The organism is Stenotrophomonas sp. 10N36 (genome assembly GCF_056395005.1).
Genome location: NZ_JBFTIS010000005.1, coordinates 88,689 through 105,180, shown reverse-complemented (window position 1 = coordinate 105,180; position 16,492 = coordinate 88,689). Strand labels below are relative to the sequence as shown.

Genomic DNA, 16,492 nt, shown 5'->3' with positions numbered 1-16,492 from the left:
GTCAATGGCGCGGCAGGACCTCATTTGCGCGGTGCTTCCACCTTGGCCAGCAACGCTTCAAGCGCATCGTCGGCACTTTGCCCTTCGATCTGCAGTTCCGGGGCCAGCGCGATGCGGTGGCGCAGCGCCGGCTTGGCGATATCGCGCACGTCATCGGGGGTGACGAAATCGCGACCGGCCAGCACCGCCTGCGCGCGCGCCGCACGCACCAGCGCGATGCTGCCGCGCGGACCGGCGCCCAGCGCGATGCCCGGCCACTGGCGCGTGGCGGCCACGATCCGCACCGCGTAGTCGATCACTTCCGGATCCACGGTAATCGCGGCGGTGGCCTGCTGCAGCGCCACCACCTCGGCGGCGGTGAGCACGCGCGGCACCTGCGACAGGTCGAAGTCGGCCGCGCTGCGCCCGGTGGTGATCGCGTCCACCATGCGCTTCTCGTCTTCCAGCTGCGGGTAGTCGATCAACACCTTGAGCAGGAACCGGTCCAGCTGCGCCTCGGGCAACGGGTAGGTGCCTTCCTGCTCCACCGGGTTCTGCGTGGCCAGTGCCAGGAACGGCGGGGTGAGCGCGAACGCCTTGCCTTCGATGGTGACCTGGCCTTCCTGCATCACTTCCAGCAGCGCCGACTGGGTCTTGGCCGGGGCACGGTTGATTTCATCGGCCAGCAGCAGGTTGGTGAACACCGGGCCGCGGCGGATCTTGAAGCTCTCCGACTTGGGGTCGTACACCGCGTGCCCGCTGACGTCGCTGGGCATCAGGTCAGGGGTGAACTGCACGCGGCCGTAGTCGAGCTCCAGCGCCTGGGCCAGTGCCCGCACCAGCAGGGTCTTGCCCAGCCCGGGCACGCCTTCGATCAGCACGTGGCCGCCGGCCAGCAGCGCGATCAGGATCTGGTCGAGGACCTCCGGTTGGCCGATGAACGCGCGGCCGACCGCGTCGCGCACGGCATCGACGCGTTCAACCAGGCTGGGGCCGGACAGCGCGGCCGGGGCCGGGCTGGGGTCGGGCGGGGACAGCGGCGGCGGCTGGATGGACTCGGTCATAGCAGGTTTCTCATCTGGATCAGCAGGCGGGTGCGCTCGCGCAGCGCGGTGAGGTCTTGCGAAGCGGGGACGTGCAGGGCGGTCTGCACGCGGCCGTGGGGCCACTGCAGCAACGTGGCGATGGCCTGTACCTGCGCCTCGCCGGTGAGCGCGGCGGCCGTCGGTGCCCGCCGCCGCAGCCGTGCCAGGAACGCACGGCGTACCGCGTCGTACAACAGTGGGGCCTTGCCGTATCGCAGCAGGTGTTCGCCACTGGCGCGCACGTGTTCCAGCAGCGAGCGGCGCTCGATCGCCGGCGACGGCAACAGGCTGCCCATGCGCTGCGCGCGCTGCCACAGCCAGGCCAGCAGGGCCAGCAGCAGCGGCACCCACACCGGCCAGCCCTGGTAGAAGATCCGGTGCCACAGCGAGGGCGGGCGCGAGCCGTACACCAGCCACATCGTGCCCTGGCCATAGCGCGGGGCCAGCAGGTAGCGGGTGAGGTCGCGGTGCGCCTTGTCGTGCAGTCCGTCGACCAGGTCGCCCTGTTTGGCGCTGGGCGTGTCCGACGGCGCCGGGTGGCCCAGGCCCTTCATGAATTCCATATCGGCCAGCACGTCCACACTGCCCTGGCCGTGGTGCAGGCGGGCGAACACCAGCCCGTAGGCCTCGTTGTCTTCGTCGTGCTCGCCCCAGCTGCGCGCAAGCGTGACGCCCGGTGGTGGTGCCACGCTGAAGCGGCGGCCGCCACAGAATTCCACGTGCTGCGGGTCATCGCGCACGTGGAAGGGCTGGCAGCCGGCCTCCCCATCGATGCTGTCCACGCCCAGCGCGTCCAGCAACGGCCCATTGCGCTCGAGTGCTTCGTCACCGGTGATCGGCGGCGTGCGCACCAGCAGGTGGCCGCCGCGTGCCACCCAGTCCAGCAGCGCCTTGGCGGTGGGGGCGGGCAGCAGCGCGCTGTCCTGCAGCAGCACCAGGGTGTCGTGCGGCTGCAGCGCCATCGTGGTCAGGTCCACGCGCGGCTGCGAATGCACCTCGATGCCATCGGCGCGCAAGGCCTGCCCCAGCACGTACAACGGGTTGTAGCTGGCTTCGCCCTGCGGGGGCAGGTGCTGGGTTTCGGTGATGCGCTCATGCGAGCGCAGGAACAGGATCGTCAGCGGCACGCCGATCGCGAGCAGCCCCATCACCACCAACAGCCAGCGCAGGCGCACGCTCATCCGCGCCACCGGAACTGCTGCTGCAGGGTGCTGGCCAGGCTCTCGAAAGCCTCATCGTCGGGCAGTCGTCCGGCATAGGCGGCGTACTGCCACACGCGCACGACACGCGCGAACAGGCTGCGGTCGGCCGCGTCGGGCATGCGCCGCGATACGCGCAGGCACTGCGCCTCGGTGGCGCCGGGCGGCAGCGCCATCTGCGCCCGTTCGCTCATCGAGTCCACACTGGCGCGATACAGCAGCGCCAACGCCTGGCGTGGCCGCCCCTGTTGCCACAGGGCGCGTGCGCGCGCCGCCGCGTCCGGTGGGACCTCCTGCGGCACGGTGATGTCATCTTCCACCACGGCCGACACCGTGCCGCGGCGCCGCGCGCCATCGCCACGCAACCAGCGCAGCCAGCGCGGTGCGGTGACCACCAGGATCACCAGCAGGATGCCAACCAGCCCCCACAGCATCCATTCGGCGATCTGCGCCGGCAGCAGCGGGCCCTTGCGCTTGCGCGCCGTGTCGGCGTCCTTGGGGTCCGGTTTCTTCTTTTCTTTCTTGGCGGCATCGTGGTCGATGCGTTCCCAGCGGCTGACCTGGCGGGTGGGGCTTTGCAACGGATCCTCATAGGCGCGCTGCACCGCCTGGCGGAAGCCGGCGGTGTCCACCGGGTCGGCGCCGAAGATGCCTGCGGCGGTATTGGTCGGGTCGTTGGCGTAGGTGGCGGTGGGACGTTCGGCGTCGCGCGTGTCCGTCTCTGCCTCCGCTTCTGCATCGTCCAGCAGCTGCTCCAGCGAGGGCGCATCCGCATCGGCCGGCTGGGCATGCACGGCCGTGCCGGGCCATGCCAGCACCAGCGCAAGCACGAGCAGCGGCGCGGCCTGCTGCAGGCGGTCGCGCAGGCGCCGGAAGGCGATCTCCACGTCCCACGCTTCCATCTCGGTGCGCCGGTTCAAGTACAACCCGAAGCCGGCGCCGGTGTAGAACGGCCCGATCAAGGTCGCCGACAGCCAGCACACCAGGTTGAGTCCGAGCAGGGCCCAGGCGGGGGTGTCGTCGCGCACCATGGCCCACGCCGCGCGCCATGAGTCGGACAGCAGTTCGAACGGCACGAACAGGAAGACCGCGGCGATGCAGCCTGTCACCAGCACCAACTCGAAGGCCATGCAGGTGGCGGCCAGCAGCACGGCATGCCCGAATGCACCGCCGGCAATGGCGCGGCGGCGCGCACCGCGGTGCTCGGGCGGGTTGCCTTCCAGCAGGTTCACCGGCAGCAACAGCGCGCGCAGTGGGCTGAAACGGCGCCAGCCCAGGTAGCCCCAGAACCCGCTCCAGCCCCATTGCCGCTGTGCGCGCAGGGTCTGCAGGGCACTGGGCGCATCGCCGAAGATGCTGCGCGACATGACGTACAGGGCCAGCCGGTCGAACACCGGCTTGAGCCACCACATCAGCAGCCATGCCCAGCCGAATGCATCGGCCCACCACGCCAGTGCGTTGACCAGTGCGAACACCGGCAGGCCCAGCAGCAGGATCGGCGCCCAGATCGCGCGTGCGTGCCGGCGCACCAGTGCCGTGCCCAGTTCCACTGCTTCCCAGCCACTGCGTGCGCGCAGCACTACGTCGAGCTGGTCAATGCGCATGCCCGCTCCCACGCCCACCACGCCACAGCCAGGCAAACACCGCGCTCCACAGCACCGCGGCCACGGCGAACTTGCCCCACGCGGGGATCTCGGCGATCGAGGACCAGAAGGCTTCGATGAACGCGGCCACCAGCAGCATCGCCGCCACGCCCAGGCACAACCGCGCGCCGATCACGCCGCCTTCGATCAAGGCATCGATGCGGCGCCTGCGCCCCGGCGCCAGCAGTTTCATGCCCAGCTGCAGGCCCGCCCCACCGGCGATCACGATCGCGGTCAGCTCGAACGCACCGTGCCCGACCACGAAGCGCCAGAACGGTTCGCCGTGGCCCACGTGCTGCAGATGGCCGGCCACCGCGCCGATGGTGAGCCCGTTGAACAGCAGGATCAGCACCGTGCCCACGCCGGCCAGCAGGCCACTGGCGAAGGTGCGCAGGCCGATGCTGATGTTGTTCATGATGTAGTAGCCGAACATCATCCAGTCGGTGCCGCTGTCGCGCCCCAGGTGCGGTGCGGCCGGGTCGTACATGCGCTCCATCGCGGCGATCTGCGTGTTGTCCATCAGCAGGTGGATGAACTGCGGGTACCACTGCACGAGCGCGAAGGTGCCGACCAACGGCACCACGAACAACGCGGTGGCCACCCACATGCTGCGCGCCTGGCTGCGCACCAACTGCGGAAAATCCGCGAACAGGAATTCCAGCGCACGCCGCCAGCGGGGCGGTGGGGTGCGGTAGAGCAGGCGGTGGCCCTGCTGCATCAGCAGCTGCAGGCGTGCCACCAGCTGCGGGCTGTAGCCGCGCTTGCGGGCCAGCGCGAGCTGCTGGCACAGGCGCCGGTAGTGCTGCGGAATGTCCTCATCATTGAGCCCGTCGGCTGCCGGTTGCCCGCGCCCACTGCGCGGGTTGTCGCCGCGCGTGGCCAGCCAGTGCTCCAGCGCCTGCCATTCGTGCTGGTAGCGGGCGACGAATTGTTCCTGCCTCATCGGCGCCCCAGCAACCAGTTGGCCATCGCATACAGGCGCAACACGCCCACCTGGCCACCGCCGCCGCTGAGCGGGGCGACGATACCGGCCAGTTCCTGCTGGCGCGGGGCCGACAGCCGCGCGGCACGTTCGGCAAAGGCGACCACGGCGGCCTGTTCGGCCGGCTGCAACGGTTGCGGTGGCGCCAGTACGGTGTCGATGGGCACGCTGCCCAGCGCCGGGCGCGCGCTGTCGTGGATCACCACGGTGCCGGCCACCAGGTCGCCCAGGCGGCGCCCGTGCGCATCGAACAGACTCGACAGCAGGCCCAGCGCGTAGCCGAACGGCAGCATGTCCACGGTGCGCAGCAGGTTGCGGGTGATGGCGGCCATCCAGCCAATCGGTGCGCCATCGCGCGCGACCACGCGCAGACCCAGCACGCGCTTGCCCACGGTGCGGCCCCACAGCGCTTCCTGCACGATGGTGTAGGCCCACATCAACAGGAACATCAGCGCCAGGTAGAGGCCTTGGCCGAACTCGCCGAGGAAGGCCAGCGGAATGCTCAGCATCATCAACGCGCCGACGCGGAGGGTGAAATCGATCGCCCACGCCAGCGCACGCGGCACCGGACCGGCGGCCGGCAGGTGCAGCGGCACGCCTTCGGGCGTGATCACTTCACGGTAGGTGTCCAGCATCGTCGCGCTCATGCGCGCACGGGGCCGGAAAAGATGTGCCGGAATCCTCTCCGGTCTGCTGCCAGCGGGGGCATGCGGGTTCTCGACTGCTTCCTGGTCGGCTGTGGACTTTACCGTGCGGCCGGGCCGATGCCCAGCACCGGGGGCGGGGCGGTGGCGGATGCGACCGCCGCGACCGGGATCAGCCCAGGTACTTGTCCTTGAGCCGGACGTAGTGGTCGGCCGAGTAGTGCAGCGATTCGATCTGCTTGCTGGTCAGCGTGCGCACCAGGCGCGCCGGGTTGCCCACCCACAGTTCGCCTTCGCCCACCACCTTGCCCGGGCCCACCACGGCACCGGCGCCGACGAAGCCGTGCTGCTCCACCCGTGCCCCGTCGAGGATGCACGCGCCCATGCCGATCAGGCTGTAATCGCCGATGGTGCAGGCATGGATGATGGTGCCGTGGCCCACGGTCACGCCCTCGCCGATCAGCGTCGGGAAGCCTTCCATGTTGTACGGGCTATGGTGGCTGACGTGGATGATGGTGCCGTCCTGGATGTTGCTGCGCGCGCCGATCCGGACATGGTTGACGTCGCCGCGGATCACCGTGCCCGGCCAGACCGATACGTCATCGCCCAGGACCACGTCACCGATGATGGTGCAGGCCGGGTCGATGTAGCAGCGCTGGCCAAGGACGGGAAGCGTGTCGAGGAAGGGGCGGATCGGGGACATGTGCAAACTCCGGCAACGCAGGGCAGGGACGCCGCCTGCAGCGTTGTCCCGGCCCCCGATGATAACGCGGGGGCGCCCGACGCCCGCCATGCGTATCGGCACGCACCCACCCGGGGGGGTAGAGCCGACCGTTGGTCGGCTGCACAGCATCCGCCGCCGGGTTCCTGGCAGCCGACCAACGGTCGGCTCTACCCGATCCAGCGGCGCGGCCACCGCCGCATCGTCCTGCCGGTACACGATCAGCGAGCGTAGCCATTCGGACAGGTCGGGTTGGATTTGGACACCAGCCGCAATGCCTTGCGCCTGGACCCGGTAGAGCCGACCGTTGGTCGGCTGCGCGGGACCTGGAGCAGCCGGACAACGTGTGCTGAGCAGCCGACCAACGGTCGGCTCTACCGGGCATTTGGAGCAGCCGACCAACGGTCGGCTCTACCCGGTGGGTGCCGCGTTACCTGGCGGGGTGGCGTGTCATGCGGCGCGGATGCGGCGCGCGCGTTCCAGGTGGACCAGCAGCAGCGAGATCGCCGCCGGGGTCATGCCGGGGATGCGCTGGGCCTGGCCGATGGTCTGCGGGCGCACGCGCTCGAGCTTCTGCTGCACTTCGGCCGACAAGCCGCGCACGCCGGCATAGTCGAAGTCGCTGGCGATGGCGGTGTTCTCGTGGCGCTGCTGGCGCGCGATCTCGTCGCGCTGGCGGTCCAGGTAGCCGGCGTACTTCACGCCGATCTCCACCTGCTCGGCCACCTTCGGGTCGGCCACCGCCGGGCCCAGCGACGGCACCTGCATGAGCTGGGCGTAGTCCAGTTCGGGGCGCTTGATCAGGTCCAGTACGTTGGTTTCGCGGCTGACCGCCACGCCCAGGGTGGCTTCCACTTCGCGGCCCAGTGCGTTGCCGGGCGTGGCCCAGAGCGCGCGCAAGCGCGCCGATTCGGTGGCTACTGCCTCCTGCTTGGTCTGGAACGCGGCCCAGCGGTGGTCATCCACCAGGCCCAGCTCGCGGCCGGTGCCGGTCAGGCGCACGTCGGCGTTGTCCTCGCGCAGCTGCAGGCGGTACTCGGCGCGGCTGGTGAACATGCGGTACGGCTCGGTGGTGCCGTGGGTGATCAGGTCGTCGACCAGCACGCCCAGGTAGGCCTCGTCGCGGCGCGGGCACCAGCCGGCCTGTTCGCGCACATGGCGGGCGGCGTTGATGCCGGCCAGCAGGCCCTGCGCGGCGGCTTCTTCATAGCCGGTGGTGCCGTTGATCTGGCCGGCGAAGAACAACCCGGACACGCTCTTGGTCTGCAGGGTGTTGTCCAGCCCGCGCGGGTCGAAGAAGTCGTACTCGATCGCGTAACCGGGGCGGGTGATGTGCGCGTTCTCGAAGCCGCCGATGCTGCGCACCAGCGCCAGCTGCACGTCGAACGGCAGCGAGGTGGAAATGCCGTTGGGGTAGATTTCCACCACGTCCAGCCCTTCGGGCTCGACGAAGATCTGGTGGCTGGCCTTCTCGGCAAAGCGCACCACCTTGTCTTCGATCGACGGGCAGTAACGCGGGCCGATGCCTTCGATCTGCCCGCTGTACAGCGGCGAGCGGTGCAGGGCGCTGCGGATGATGTCGTGCGTGCGCTCGCTGGTATGGGTGATCCAGCAGCTCACCTGGGCCGGGTGTTCGGCCTGGTGGCCCAGGAAGGACATCACCGGGCGCGGGTCGTCGCCGGGCTGCTCGTCCATCACGCGGTAGTCCAGCGAACGGCCGTCGATGCGCGGCGGCGTGCCGGTCTTCAGGCGGTCGACCACGAACGGGCGCTCGCGCAGGCGGGCGGCCAGCGTGGTGGCCGGCGGGTCGCCCATGCGGCCGGCGGCGTACTGGGTCTGGCCCACGTGGATCTTGCCGGCCAGGAAGGTGCCGGCGGTGAGCACCACGGCGGCGGCGTGGAAGGTCAGCCCGGTCTGGGTGATCGCGCCGCGCACGGTGTCGCCGTCGATGATCAGGTCGTCCACCGCTGCCTGGAACACGGTCAGGTTCGGCTGGGCTTCCACGATCTGGCGGATCGCCATGCGGTACAGGTTGCGGTCGGCCTGGCAGCGGGTGGCGCGCACGGCCGGGCCCTTGGAGGCATTGAGGGTGCGCCACTGGATGCCGGCGCGGTCGGCGGCATGCGCCATGGCCCCGCCCAGGGCGTCGATCTCCTTGACCAGGTGGCCCTTGCCGATCCCGCCGATGGCCGGGTTGCAGCTCATCGCGCCAATGGTTTCCACGTTGTGGGTCAGCAGCAGGGTGCGCGCGCTGCTGCGCGCAGCCGCCAGCGCAGCTTCGGTGCCGGCGTGGCCGCCGCCGATGACGATGACGTCGTAACGGTAGAAGGAGTCGGTCATTTCGATGGGGCTCGGGGGCGCGGGGGGCCCGGAACGGCCCTGGACGCAGGGCGTGGGGTGGTGATTTTAGCGCCAATCGGGCCTGTCGCTGAAATCAACCCTCAAGTTGGCACGTTTTCTGCAGATAACCCAATAGCACCCAGGCTGGCAGGCGTCGTTTGGCGTTACGGACCGGAATTGGAACAGGGGCCGGTCCATGCGCAACCAGGGGAAGCAGAAGGGCCGGCAGTCGGGGGACTGCCGGCCCTGTTTTTTTCAGCCCATGCCACGATCCAAAAACAGAAGGCCCCGCCATGGCGGGGCCTTCTGCGTTGTAGGTGCCGACATCCGACAGGGCCGGAACAGGGGGGATCCAGAGAATCCCGGCGGATATCGACATAGAACTGGATGTGACGTGCTGTGTCGCTTTTGTCACTTTGCGACCGAAGCCGTCACCACCCGCCTAGATTGAACCGGGTGGGTGGTGAAAATCAAGATGGATCAGGGCTCAACTGTGCGCTGGTTCAAATTGTTCATGTTCCGCCACGGAGAACCGTTGGACCGCTGGGCCGGGCGCGGTGCCTGCGCGGGACGTGCCTGCGGCGGCGCCGACGGGCGCTGCTGCGGTTGCGGACGCTGCTGTTGCTGCCGGCCCCCCAGCGAATCCATGTTCCGCCACGGCGAACCGCCGTTGTACGACGGGCGCGGGCGATCCGGACGATCAGGCCGGACCGGCGGATTGCCGCCGTTGCCGGGGCGCGGCGGCGGGCGGTGGTTGTGCGGCGGGCGATAGTTCGGATGCGGGCGGTAATACGGGTTGCCGTAGCCATAGCCACCGCCGTAGTACCCGCCACCGTAGTAGCCCGGGCCGTAACCGGACGGGTACCCATACGGGTAGCGGTACTCCACCGATGGCGCGCCGTGGTAGTAGCCGCTGCCAGCACCACCGCCGACGTAGTCGTACGTGGCGCAGCCGGACAGGGCCAACAACAGGCCACCGGCAAGGATCAGGCGCATTTTCATGATGGGTTCCCCCCGAGGGTATGTGGCCAGCTTCGGCCCGGCGCATTGAATCGGCCCTTAACTCCGGGCCGATCCGCTGAATGATTGCCATCGTGTCACGTTCAGCCGGGGCGGTGCGAACCGGGGCCATACGTTAATCTTGCGTCATGAGCGATTCACCCTTGCCCTGTGTCGACGACCTGCTGGCGGCCGCCGCACGCATTGCCCCGCATGCCAGCGTGACCCCGGTGCTGCACTCGCGCGCGCTGGACGGGTTGGCGGGGGCGTCGCTGCTGTTCAAGGGCGAGCACCTGCAGCGCGGCGGGGCCTTCAAGTTCCGGGGGGCCTGCAATGCGGTGTGGTCGCTGGACCCGGACCAGGCCGCGCGCGGGGTGGTCACCCATTCCTCGGGCAACCACGGTGCCGCGCTGGCGCTGGCCGCGCGTACCCGCGGCATCGCCTGCAACGTGGTGGTGCCGCAGGGCGCGGTGGGCGCCAAGCTGGCCAACATCGCCCGTCACGGCGCCACGGTGTGGCGCTGCGAGGCCAGCATCGCCGCGCGTGAAGCCATGTGCGCGCAGGTGCAGGCCCAGACCGGCGCGAGCCTGGTGCACCCCTATGCCGACCCGCGGGTGATCGCCGGGCAGGGCACGGCGGCGCTGGAGCTGCTGCGCAGCCACGGCCCGTTCGACGTGCTGGTGGTGCCGGTGGGCGGCGGTGGGCTGGCGTCGGGCACGCGGTTGGCGCTGCAGGCGCTGGCACCGCAGACCCGGCTGGTGCTGGCCGAGCCGGAGGGCGCGGCCGACACCGCACGTTCGCTGGCCGCCGGCGAACGCCGCATCGATTTCACCCCCGACACGCTGTGCGATGGCCTGCGCACCACCCTGGGCGCGCCGAACTTCGCGCTGCTGCATGGCGCGGCCGAGGTCATCACCGTGGCCGATAGCGCCACCGTGGCCGCCATGCGCCTGCTCTGGCAGGTGCTCAAGCAGGTGGTGGAGCCGTCGTCGGCAATCGCCCTGGCTGCCATCCTCGCCACGCCGCAGCGGTTTGCCGGGCAGCGGGTGGGCGTGGTGCTGTCCGGCGGCAATGTCGACCTGGATGCCTTGCCCTGGGCGCGCGCATGAGCCGCCGTGCCGGGGTAGGGCTGCTGGGGTGGGTGTGGCGGCTGTGCATTCTGCTGGTGGCCTGGCTGCTGGGCGTCACCGCGTGGATCGTATGGGTAGGCGAGCGCGACCAGGCGGCCAAGGCCGACGCGATCATCGTGCTGGGCGCGGCCGCGTATGACGCCAAGCCGTCACCGGTGTTTGAAGAACGCATCCGGCATGGCCTGGATCTGTACGAGGCCGGCTATGCGCCGCTGCTGATCTTCACCGGCGGCTACGGCGGTACCGGCGCGCGCTTCTCCGAATCGCAGGTGGCACGCCGCTATGCGCTCAAGCAGGGCATTCCGGACGAGGCGATCCTGATCGAGACCGCCTCGCGTACCACCCGCCAGAACCTGATCGAGGCACGGCGGCTAATGCAGCAGCGCAAGCTGCACCGGGTGATCATCGTCAGCGACCCGTTGCACATGGCGCGCGCGCTGCGGCTGGCGCGCGAGCTGGGCATCGATGCGTTGGCATCGTCCACGCCGAGCACGCGCTTCCGCAGCTTCCACACCAGCTGGAAATTCCTGGTGCAGGAGATCTATTTCTTCCACCGGGATCTGTTTCCGGCGTAGAGCCGACCGTTGGGCGGCTGGATTGCCTGGCCGCCGTAAGGGCAGCCGACCAACGGTCGGCTCTACCGCTGGGCGGGTATACGGGCAGCCGACCAACGGTCGGCGCTACCGCTGGGCCGGTATACGGGCAGCCGACCGACGGTCGGCTCTACCGCTGGGCCGGTATACGGGCAGCCGACCAACGGTCGGCTCTACCGCTGGGAGGTACACGTGCAGCCGACCAACAGTCGGCTCTACCGCCGGGCGGGTATACGTGCAGCCGACCAACGGTCGGCTCTACCCCCCGGGCGGTTTCAGGGGGTGCGGCGGCGGATCGGGATGGCCGATACGGGTACGCTGGCCACGTCGTGGCCCCGTTCGCGGATCGGGGCGCCGGCTTCGGGGGCCCAGGCGTGGGCGTAGATGACTTCCCAGCTGCTGGGCAGCTTGCCGTCTTCGCGGCGCAACGGTTCGTAGGCGGCGCGGGCGGCGGCGAAGCGGCCGCGGCCGGTGAGCGTGTGGCGGCGGTCATGGCGCGCGTTGGTGGCACCGATGGCCTGCAGCTCGCGCATCAGTGCGGTCATGTCGTCGTAGGTGAGGGTGAACAGGTCGCGGTCCAGCACCGGGTCGCGGAAGCCGGCCATCATCAGCGCGTCGCCGAACTGCGCGATTGGCGCGAAGCGGCTCACGTGCGGCACCGCGTCGGCCTGGGTGAAGGCATCGCGCAGTTCGATCAGCGTTTCCGGGCCGAAGGTGGAGCACAGCAGCAGCCCGCCCGGCTTGAGCACGCGGCGGAACCCGGCGAACACCGTCGGCAGGTCTTCCACCCACTGCAGGCACAGGTTGCTGTAGATCACATCCACGCTCTGGTCCAGCAAGGGCAGGGCCTGCGCATCGGCGCACACGCGGGTGAACGGCCTCCACCAGCCGGCCTGCTTCTTCGCTTCGCGCAGCATCGGTTCGGCCAGGTCCAGCGCGATCACCTGCGCCTTGGGCCAGCGCTTCTTCATCGCCGCACTGGCATGACCGGTGCCGCTGCCCACGTCCAGCACGACCTGCGGCTGGCGGTCTTCCAGGTAGTCCAACGATTCCAGCAGGCGTTTTTCCACCTCGCGCTGCAGCGCGGCGGCGGCATCGTAGCTGGCGGCGGCACGCGAGAACGCGCGGCGGACGTGGCGGGGATCGAAGCTGGACGTCATGGAAGGCTCACTGCGAAAACAAGGGTGCGAAGGTCAGAACGTGCCCGGGTAGGCGCCGCCGTCGATCAGCAGGTTCTGCCCGGTGATGTAGCCGGCGTGCGCGCTGCACAGGAAGGCGCAGGCGGCGCCGAACTCATCGGCGGTACCGAAGCGGCCGGCCGGGATGTGGGTGCGTTTGCGCTCGGCGATCTGGCCGGCGTCGATGCCCTGCTGCTGGGCCAGGTAGGCGAAGTTGCCGCGCAGGCGGTCGGTGTCGAACTGACCGGGCAGCAGGTTGTTGAGGGTGACGTTGTGCGCCACGGTCTTGCGGGCCAGGCCGGCGACGAAGCCGGTGAGGCCCGAGCGCGCGCCGTTGGACAGCCCCAGGATGTCGATGGGCGCCTTCACCGATGAGGAGGTGATGTTGACCACGCGGCCGAAGCCGCGTTCGATCATGCCGTCCACGGTGGCGCGGATCAGCGCGATCGGCGCCAGCATGTTGGCATCCAGCGCGGCGATCCAGTCGTCGCGGGTGAACTGGCGGAAATCCCCGGCGGGCGGGCCGCCGGCGTTGTTGACCAGGATGTCGACCTGCGGGCAGGCGGCCAGGGCCGCGTCGCGGCCGGCTTCGGTGGTGATGTCGGCGACCACGCCGATCACCGTGCGCGCGCCGGGCAGCGCCTGCAGTTCCAGCACCGCGCGGTCGAGCGCGTCTTCACCACGTGCGGCCACCACCACGTTCACGCCTTCGCGCACCAGCGCACGGGCGCAGCCCAGGCCCAGGCCTTTGCTGGCCGCGCAGACCAGCGCCCAGCGACCGGCGATTCCAAGATCCATGGGTCACTCCTGCAGTGAAAGACGGGCGTACATGATCGGCGATGCGCGCGGTGGATGGGTCAGGGAAGGCCGGCAACGAAGTGTTGCAGCTGCGTGGCCACCTGGTCGGTGTGACCCAAGAACGGCGCATGGCCGCCCTGGGCGACCGCATGCGCCTGCGCGCCCGGCGACAGCGCGGCGGCGGCCGCCATGGCCCGGGCGGAGACCAGCCGGTCACGCTGGCCAGCCAGCCACAGGCTGGGCTTGCCCAGCCCGGCCAGCGCGCCGCGCAGGTCGGTGGTCTCCAGCAGGCGCAGCCCTTCCTGCAGCGCACGCGCGCCCGGCTCACCGCGCGCGACGAGCATGTCGCGCAGGGTGCGCAGTTCCTGCCGGGCGTGTTCGGACCCCATCGCATCCAGCGCCAGGAAACGCTCCAGGGTGCCGCGGTAGTCCTGCGCCAGGTCCTGCCCGAACTGTTCGAACACCGCCGGTTCCACCGCGTGTGGCCAGTCGTCGCCGCGCACGAAACGCGGGGTGGCGGCGATCATCACCAACGCGCGCACCTGCGGCAGCGTGGCGGCGGCATGCAGGGCGAACAGCCCGCCCAGCGACCAGCCGCACCACACCGCCGGTGGCGTGGCGGCAGCGATGGCGTTGACCACGTGGGGCAGCCGCAGCGGCGTGGCATCGTCGTGGCTGAACCCATGGCCGGGCAGGTCCACCAGATGCAGCTGGTAGTGCGCGGCCAGGCGGTCCACCAGCGGCGCGAACACGCCGCCATGCAGTGCCCAGCCATGGATGAGCACCAGCGCCGGCCCGTTGCCGACCACCTCGATATGCAGGCTCACAGCACCGGGCTCACGCGCTCAGTGCATCCAGCGACTGCTGACGCAGGACGGTATCGCGCGCGTGCCCGATCGCGTCGGTGAGCGCGCGCACCTGCGCCGGGGTGTGCAGTGCCGACAAGGTCACGCGCAGGCGCGCTTTCCCTTCCGGCACGGTGGGCGGGCGGATCGCGCTGACCAGGAACCCGGATGCTTCCAGCGCGGCCGACAAGGCCATCACGGTGGACTCGGCGCCGCACAGCAACGGCTGGATCGGCGTATCGGACGGCATCAGTTCCAAGCCATGCTGGCGCGCACCGGCGCGGAACACGGCGATCAGCTCACCGAGCTTTTCGCGTCGCCAGTCGTCACGCCGGGCCAGTTTCACCGCGGCCAGCGAGGCGGCCGCCTGTGCCGGCGACACCGCCGTGGTGTAGATGTACGGGCGGGCGGTTTCGGCCAGGTGCTGGATGAGGGCGTCATCGCCCAGCACCACCGCGCCACTGCCACCCAGCGCCTTGCCCAGGGTGGCCAGCTGCAGCGGCACGTCGGCCACGCCCAGCCCGGCATCGGCCACGCAGCCGCGGCCATGTTCGCCCACCACACCGATGCCATGCGCGTCGTCCACGTACAACAGCGCTTCCTGCATGCGCGCCACCAGCGACAGCGAGCGCAGCGGGGCGATGTCGCCGTCCATGCTGAACACGCCATCGGTGACCAGCATCGCCGCGCCGTCGGGCGCGTGCTTCAACTGGCGCAGCGCGCCTTCGGTGTCCAGGTGCGGGTAACGGCGCAGCCGGCAACCGGCCAGGCGCGTGGCGTCGAGCAGGCTGGCGTGGTTGAGCCGGTCCTGCACGCACACATCGTCTTCTTCGCTGAGCAACGCCTGCTGCACCGCCAGGTTGGCGGCAAAGCCGCTGCCAAACAGCAGCGCGCGCGGGTAGCCGAGCCACTCGGCCATTTCCCGCTCCAGCGCCTCATGCAGCGCATGGTGGCCGCAGATCAGGTGCGAAGCGGTGGCACCGGCGCCTTCGCGTGCGGCGGCGTCCTGCAGCGCGCTGACCACCCCGAACTGCTGTGACAGCCCCAGGTAGTCATTGCTGCAGAAGCCGGTGAGCCATTGGCCGTCGATCTCCAGCCGCACGCCGTCGCGACGGGTCACCGTGCGGCGCACGCGGATGCGGCCCTGCGCGTCGCGGAGCTTGCGCTGGGCCTGGATGCGGTCGTGCAGGTCGGGGCGGGCCATGGTCGTCGGCTGGCATGGATGGGCGGTTAGCGTACCCGGTTGGCGGGCGCGGCGCTGCCCCGGGGGGCGGGCACCGGGCGGGCCTCAGGCCGCCTGCTCGCAGCCGCCCCCGCACCGCCCGGTGTCCTGGGTGATGTCGGCATGGACCGTGCCGGGATGGTCGTGGTCGGCCGCATCCACCTGGACCGGCATCGGGCGCAGGCCCAGCCGTGCGAATAGGGCCAGGTCGCGTTCGGTGTCCGGATTGCCGGTGGTCAGCAGCTTTTCCCCGTAGAAGATCGAGTTGGCCCCGGCCAGGAAGCACAGGGCCTGCAGCTCGTCGCTCATCGCCTCGCGCCCGGCCGACAGCCGCACCATCGCGCGGGGCATGGCGATGCGGGCCACCGCGATCATCCGCACGAACTCGAACGGGTCCAGTTCGGCGGTGCCGTGCAGGGGCGTGCCCGCCACCTGCACCAGCCGGTTGATCGGCACCGAATCGGGATGGGCCGGCAGGTTGGCCAGTGCCAGCAGCAGCCCGGCGCGGTGCTCGCGGGTCTCGCCCATGCCCACGATGCCGCCGCAGCAGGTCTTCAACCCGGCGTCGCGCACGTGGCCCAGGGTGTCCAGGCGGTCCTGGTACTGGCGGGTGTGGATGATCGAGTCGTAATAGTCCGGCGCGGTGTCCAGGTTGTGGTTGTAGTAGTCCAACCCGGCCTCGCGCAGGGCCACGGCCTGGTCGCCGCTGAGCATGCCCAGCGTGGCGCAGGTTTCCAGGCCCAGCGCCTTCACCTCGCGGATCATCGCCGCCACCTTGGGGATGTCGCGTTCCTTGGGCGAACGCCAGGCCGCGCCCATGCAGAACCGCGACGCGCCGGCCGCCTTGGCCTGCCGCGCCTTGGCCACCACGTCCTCGGTGGCCATCAGTTTCTGCGCATCCACCCCGGTGCTGTAGCGCTGGGCCTGCGGGCAATACGCGCAGTCTTCGGGGCAGCCGCCGGTCTTGACCGACAGCAGCGTGGACACCTGCACCTGCGCCGGATCGAAGTGCTCGCGGTGCACGCTGGCGGCGCGGTGCAGCAGTGCAGGCAACGGCAGCGCGAACAGGGCCAGCAGCTCCTCGCTGCGCCAGTCGTGGCGGATGTCGCTTGGCATGGAGCAGCCCTCGGCGTG

15 protein-coding genes are annotated in these 16,492 nt (G+C 70.1%); 2 read left to right on the top strand and 13 right to left on the bottom strand.

Annotated elements, in window-relative coordinates:
* Positions 1-20 precede the first annotated feature (20 nt).
* The 8 genes from AC1DCJ_RS07520 to AC1DCJ_RS07485 form a co-directional block, all read right to left on the bottom strand.
* Positions 21-1,043: an AAA family ATPase gene (locus AC1DCJ_RS07520; RefSeq protein WP_051598689.1), complete on the bottom strand. Its 1,023-nt coding sequence runs from the start codon at positions 1,041-1,043 to the stop codon at positions 21-23.
* Positions 1,040-2,245: a DUF4350 domain-containing protein gene (locus AC1DCJ_RS07515; protein ID WP_478070575.1), complete on the bottom strand. Its 1,206-nt coding sequence runs from the start codon at positions 2,243-2,245 to the stop codon at positions 1,040-1,042. Before AC1DCJ_RS07515 ends, AC1DCJ_RS07520 begins: the two co-directional genes overlap by 4 nt.
* Positions 2,242-3,867: a DUF4129 domain-containing protein gene (locus tag AC1DCJ_RS07510; protein ID WP_478070574.1), complete on the bottom strand. Its 1,626-nt coding sequence runs from the start codon at positions 3,865-3,867 to the stop codon at positions 2,242-2,244. Before AC1DCJ_RS07510 ends, AC1DCJ_RS07515 begins: the two co-directional genes overlap by 4 nt.
* Positions 3,857-4,849 (bottom strand): stage II sporulation protein M, encoded by a 993-nt coding sequence (locus tag AC1DCJ_RS07505; protein WP_463601915.1) that lies wholly within the window; start codon positions 4,847-4,849, stop codon positions 3,857-3,859. Before AC1DCJ_RS07505 ends, AC1DCJ_RS07510 begins: the two co-directional genes overlap by 11 nt.
* A complete protein-coding gene (locus tag AC1DCJ_RS07500; protein ID WP_137190718.1) occupies positions 4,846-5,535 on the bottom strand; it encodes an RDD family protein in 690 nt (229 codons plus the stop codon). The genes AC1DCJ_RS07505 and AC1DCJ_RS07500 overlap by 4 nt, the downstream gene beginning before the upstream one ends.
* A 169-nt stretch (positions 5,536-5,704) precedes the next feature.
* Complete coding sequence (locus AC1DCJ_RS07495) at positions 5,705-6,235, bottom strand: gamma carbonic anhydrase family protein (protein WP_038685668.1); 531 nt, start codon at positions 6,233-6,235, stop codon at positions 5,705-5,707.
* A 468-nt stretch (positions 6,236-6,703) separates the two neighbouring features.
* Positions 6,704-8,593: a tRNA uridine-5-carboxymethylaminomethyl(34) synthesis enzyme MnmG gene (mnmG, locus tag AC1DCJ_RS07490; protein ID WP_478070573.1), complete on the bottom strand. Its 1,890-nt coding sequence runs from the start codon at positions 8,591-8,593 to the stop codon at positions 6,704-6,706.
* Positions 8,594-9,073: 480 nt separating this feature from the next.
* Positions 9,074-9,595, bottom strand: a complete 522-nt coding sequence (locus AC1DCJ_RS07485) for a hypothetical protein (protein WP_478070572.1) — start codon at positions 9,593-9,595, stop codon at positions 9,074-9,076.
* A gap of 146 nt (positions 9,596-9,741) precedes the next feature.
* On the opposite strand from AC1DCJ_RS07485, the gene AC1DCJ_RS07480 reads away from it, so the two are divergent.
* Both AC1DCJ_RS07480 and AC1DCJ_RS07475 read left to right on the top strand, forming a co-directional pair.
* Complete coding sequence (locus AC1DCJ_RS07480; protein ID WP_038685674.1) at positions 9,742-10,701, top strand: pyridoxal-phosphate dependent enzyme; 960 nt, start codon at positions 9,742-9,744, stop codon at positions 10,699-10,701.
* Positions 10,686-11,297: a YdcF family protein gene (locus AC1DCJ_RS07475; protein WP_137190713.1), complete on the top strand. Its 612-nt coding sequence runs from the start codon at positions 10,686-10,688 to the stop codon at positions 11,295-11,297. The genes AC1DCJ_RS07480 and AC1DCJ_RS07475 overlap by 16 nt, the downstream gene beginning before the upstream one ends.
* 293 nt (positions 11,298-11,590) lie before the next feature.
* Here AC1DCJ_RS07475 and bioC read toward each other — a convergent pair whose 3' ends face one another.
* From bioC to bioB, 5 genes are all read right to left on the bottom strand, one after another.
* A complete protein-coding gene (gene bioC, locus AC1DCJ_RS07470) occupies positions 11,591-12,475 on the bottom strand; it encodes a malonyl-ACP O-methyltransferase BioC (protein ID WP_478070571.1) in 885 nt (294 codons plus the stop codon).
* Between the two features lie 33 nt (positions 12,476-12,508).
* Positions 12,509-13,291 (bottom strand): SDR family oxidoreductase, encoded by a 783-nt coding sequence (locus AC1DCJ_RS07465; protein WP_313245079.1) that lies wholly within the window; start codon positions 13,289-13,291, stop codon positions 12,509-12,511.
* A 59-nt stretch (positions 13,292-13,350) separates the two neighbouring features.
* Positions 13,351-14,112 carry a pimeloyl-ACP methyl ester esterase BioH gene (gene bioH, locus AC1DCJ_RS07460; protein ID WP_478070621.1) on the bottom strand — a complete coding sequence of 254 codons (762 nt, stop codon included), beginning with the start codon at positions 14,110-14,112 and terminating at the stop codon, positions 13,351-13,353.
* A gap of 16 nt (positions 14,113-14,128) precedes the next feature.
* Positions 14,129-15,340 (bottom strand): 8-amino-7-oxononanoate synthase, encoded by a 1,212-nt coding sequence (bioF, locus tag AC1DCJ_RS07455; protein WP_038685682.1) that lies wholly within the window; start codon positions 15,338-15,340, stop codon positions 14,129-14,131.
* A gap of 84 nt (positions 15,341-15,424) precedes the next feature.
* A complete protein-coding gene (gene bioB / locus AC1DCJ_RS07450) occupies positions 15,425-16,474 on the bottom strand; it encodes a biotin synthase BioB (protein WP_428711829.1) in 1,050 nt (349 codons plus the stop codon).
* Positions 16,475-16,492 lie beyond the last annotated feature (18 nt).

Coding starts and splice junctions, on each gene's coding strand:
- AC1DCJ_RS07500 (WP_137190718.1), bottom strand. CDS start 5,535: ATGAGCGCGACGATGCTGGACACCTACCGTGAAGTGATCACGCCCGAA.
- AC1DCJ_RS07485 (WP_478070572.1), bottom strand. CDS start 9,595: ATGAAAATGCGCCTGATCCTTGCCGGTGGCCTGTTGTTGGCCCTGTCC.
- bioB (WP_428711829.1), bottom strand. CDS start 16,474: ATGCCAAGCGACATCCGCCACGACTGGCGCAGCGAGGAGCTGCTGGCC.
- AC1DCJ_RS07505 (WP_463601915.1), bottom strand. CDS start 4,849: ATGAGGCAGGAACAATTCGTCGCCCGCTACCAGCACGAATGGCAGGCG.
- AC1DCJ_RS07510 (WP_478070574.1), bottom strand. CDS start 3,867: ATGCGCATTGACCAGCTCGACGTAGTGCTGCGCGCACGCAGTGGCTGG.
- mnmG (WP_478070573.1), bottom strand. CDS start 8,593: ATGACCGACTCCTTCTACCGTTACGACGTCATCGTCATCGGCGGCGGC.
- AC1DCJ_RS07520 (WP_051598689.1), bottom strand. CDS start 1,043: ATGACCGAGTCCATCCAGCCGCCGCCGCTGTCCCCGCCCGACCCCAGC.
- AC1DCJ_RS07515 (WP_478070575.1), bottom strand. CDS start 2,245: ATGAGCGTGCGCCTGCGCTGGCTGTTGGTGGTGATGGGGCTGCTCGCG.
- bioC (WP_478070571.1), bottom strand. CDS start 12,475: ATGACGTCCAGCTTCGATCCCCGCCACGTCCGCCGCGCGTTCTCGCGT.
- bioF (WP_038685682.1), bottom strand. CDS start 15,340: ATGGCCCGCCCCGACCTGCACGACCGCATCCAGGCCCAGCGCAAGCTC.
- AC1DCJ_RS07495 (WP_038685668.1), bottom strand. CDS start 6,235: ATGTCCCCGATCCGCCCCTTCCTCGACACGCTTCCCGTCCTTGGCCAG.
- AC1DCJ_RS07465 (WP_313245079.1), bottom strand. CDS start 13,291: ATGGATCTTGGAATCGCCGGTCGCTGGGCGCTGGTCTGCGCGGCCAGC.
- AC1DCJ_RS07480 (WP_038685674.1), top strand. CDS start 9,742: ATGAGCGATTCACCCTTGCCCTGTGTCGACGACCTGCTGGCGGCCGCC.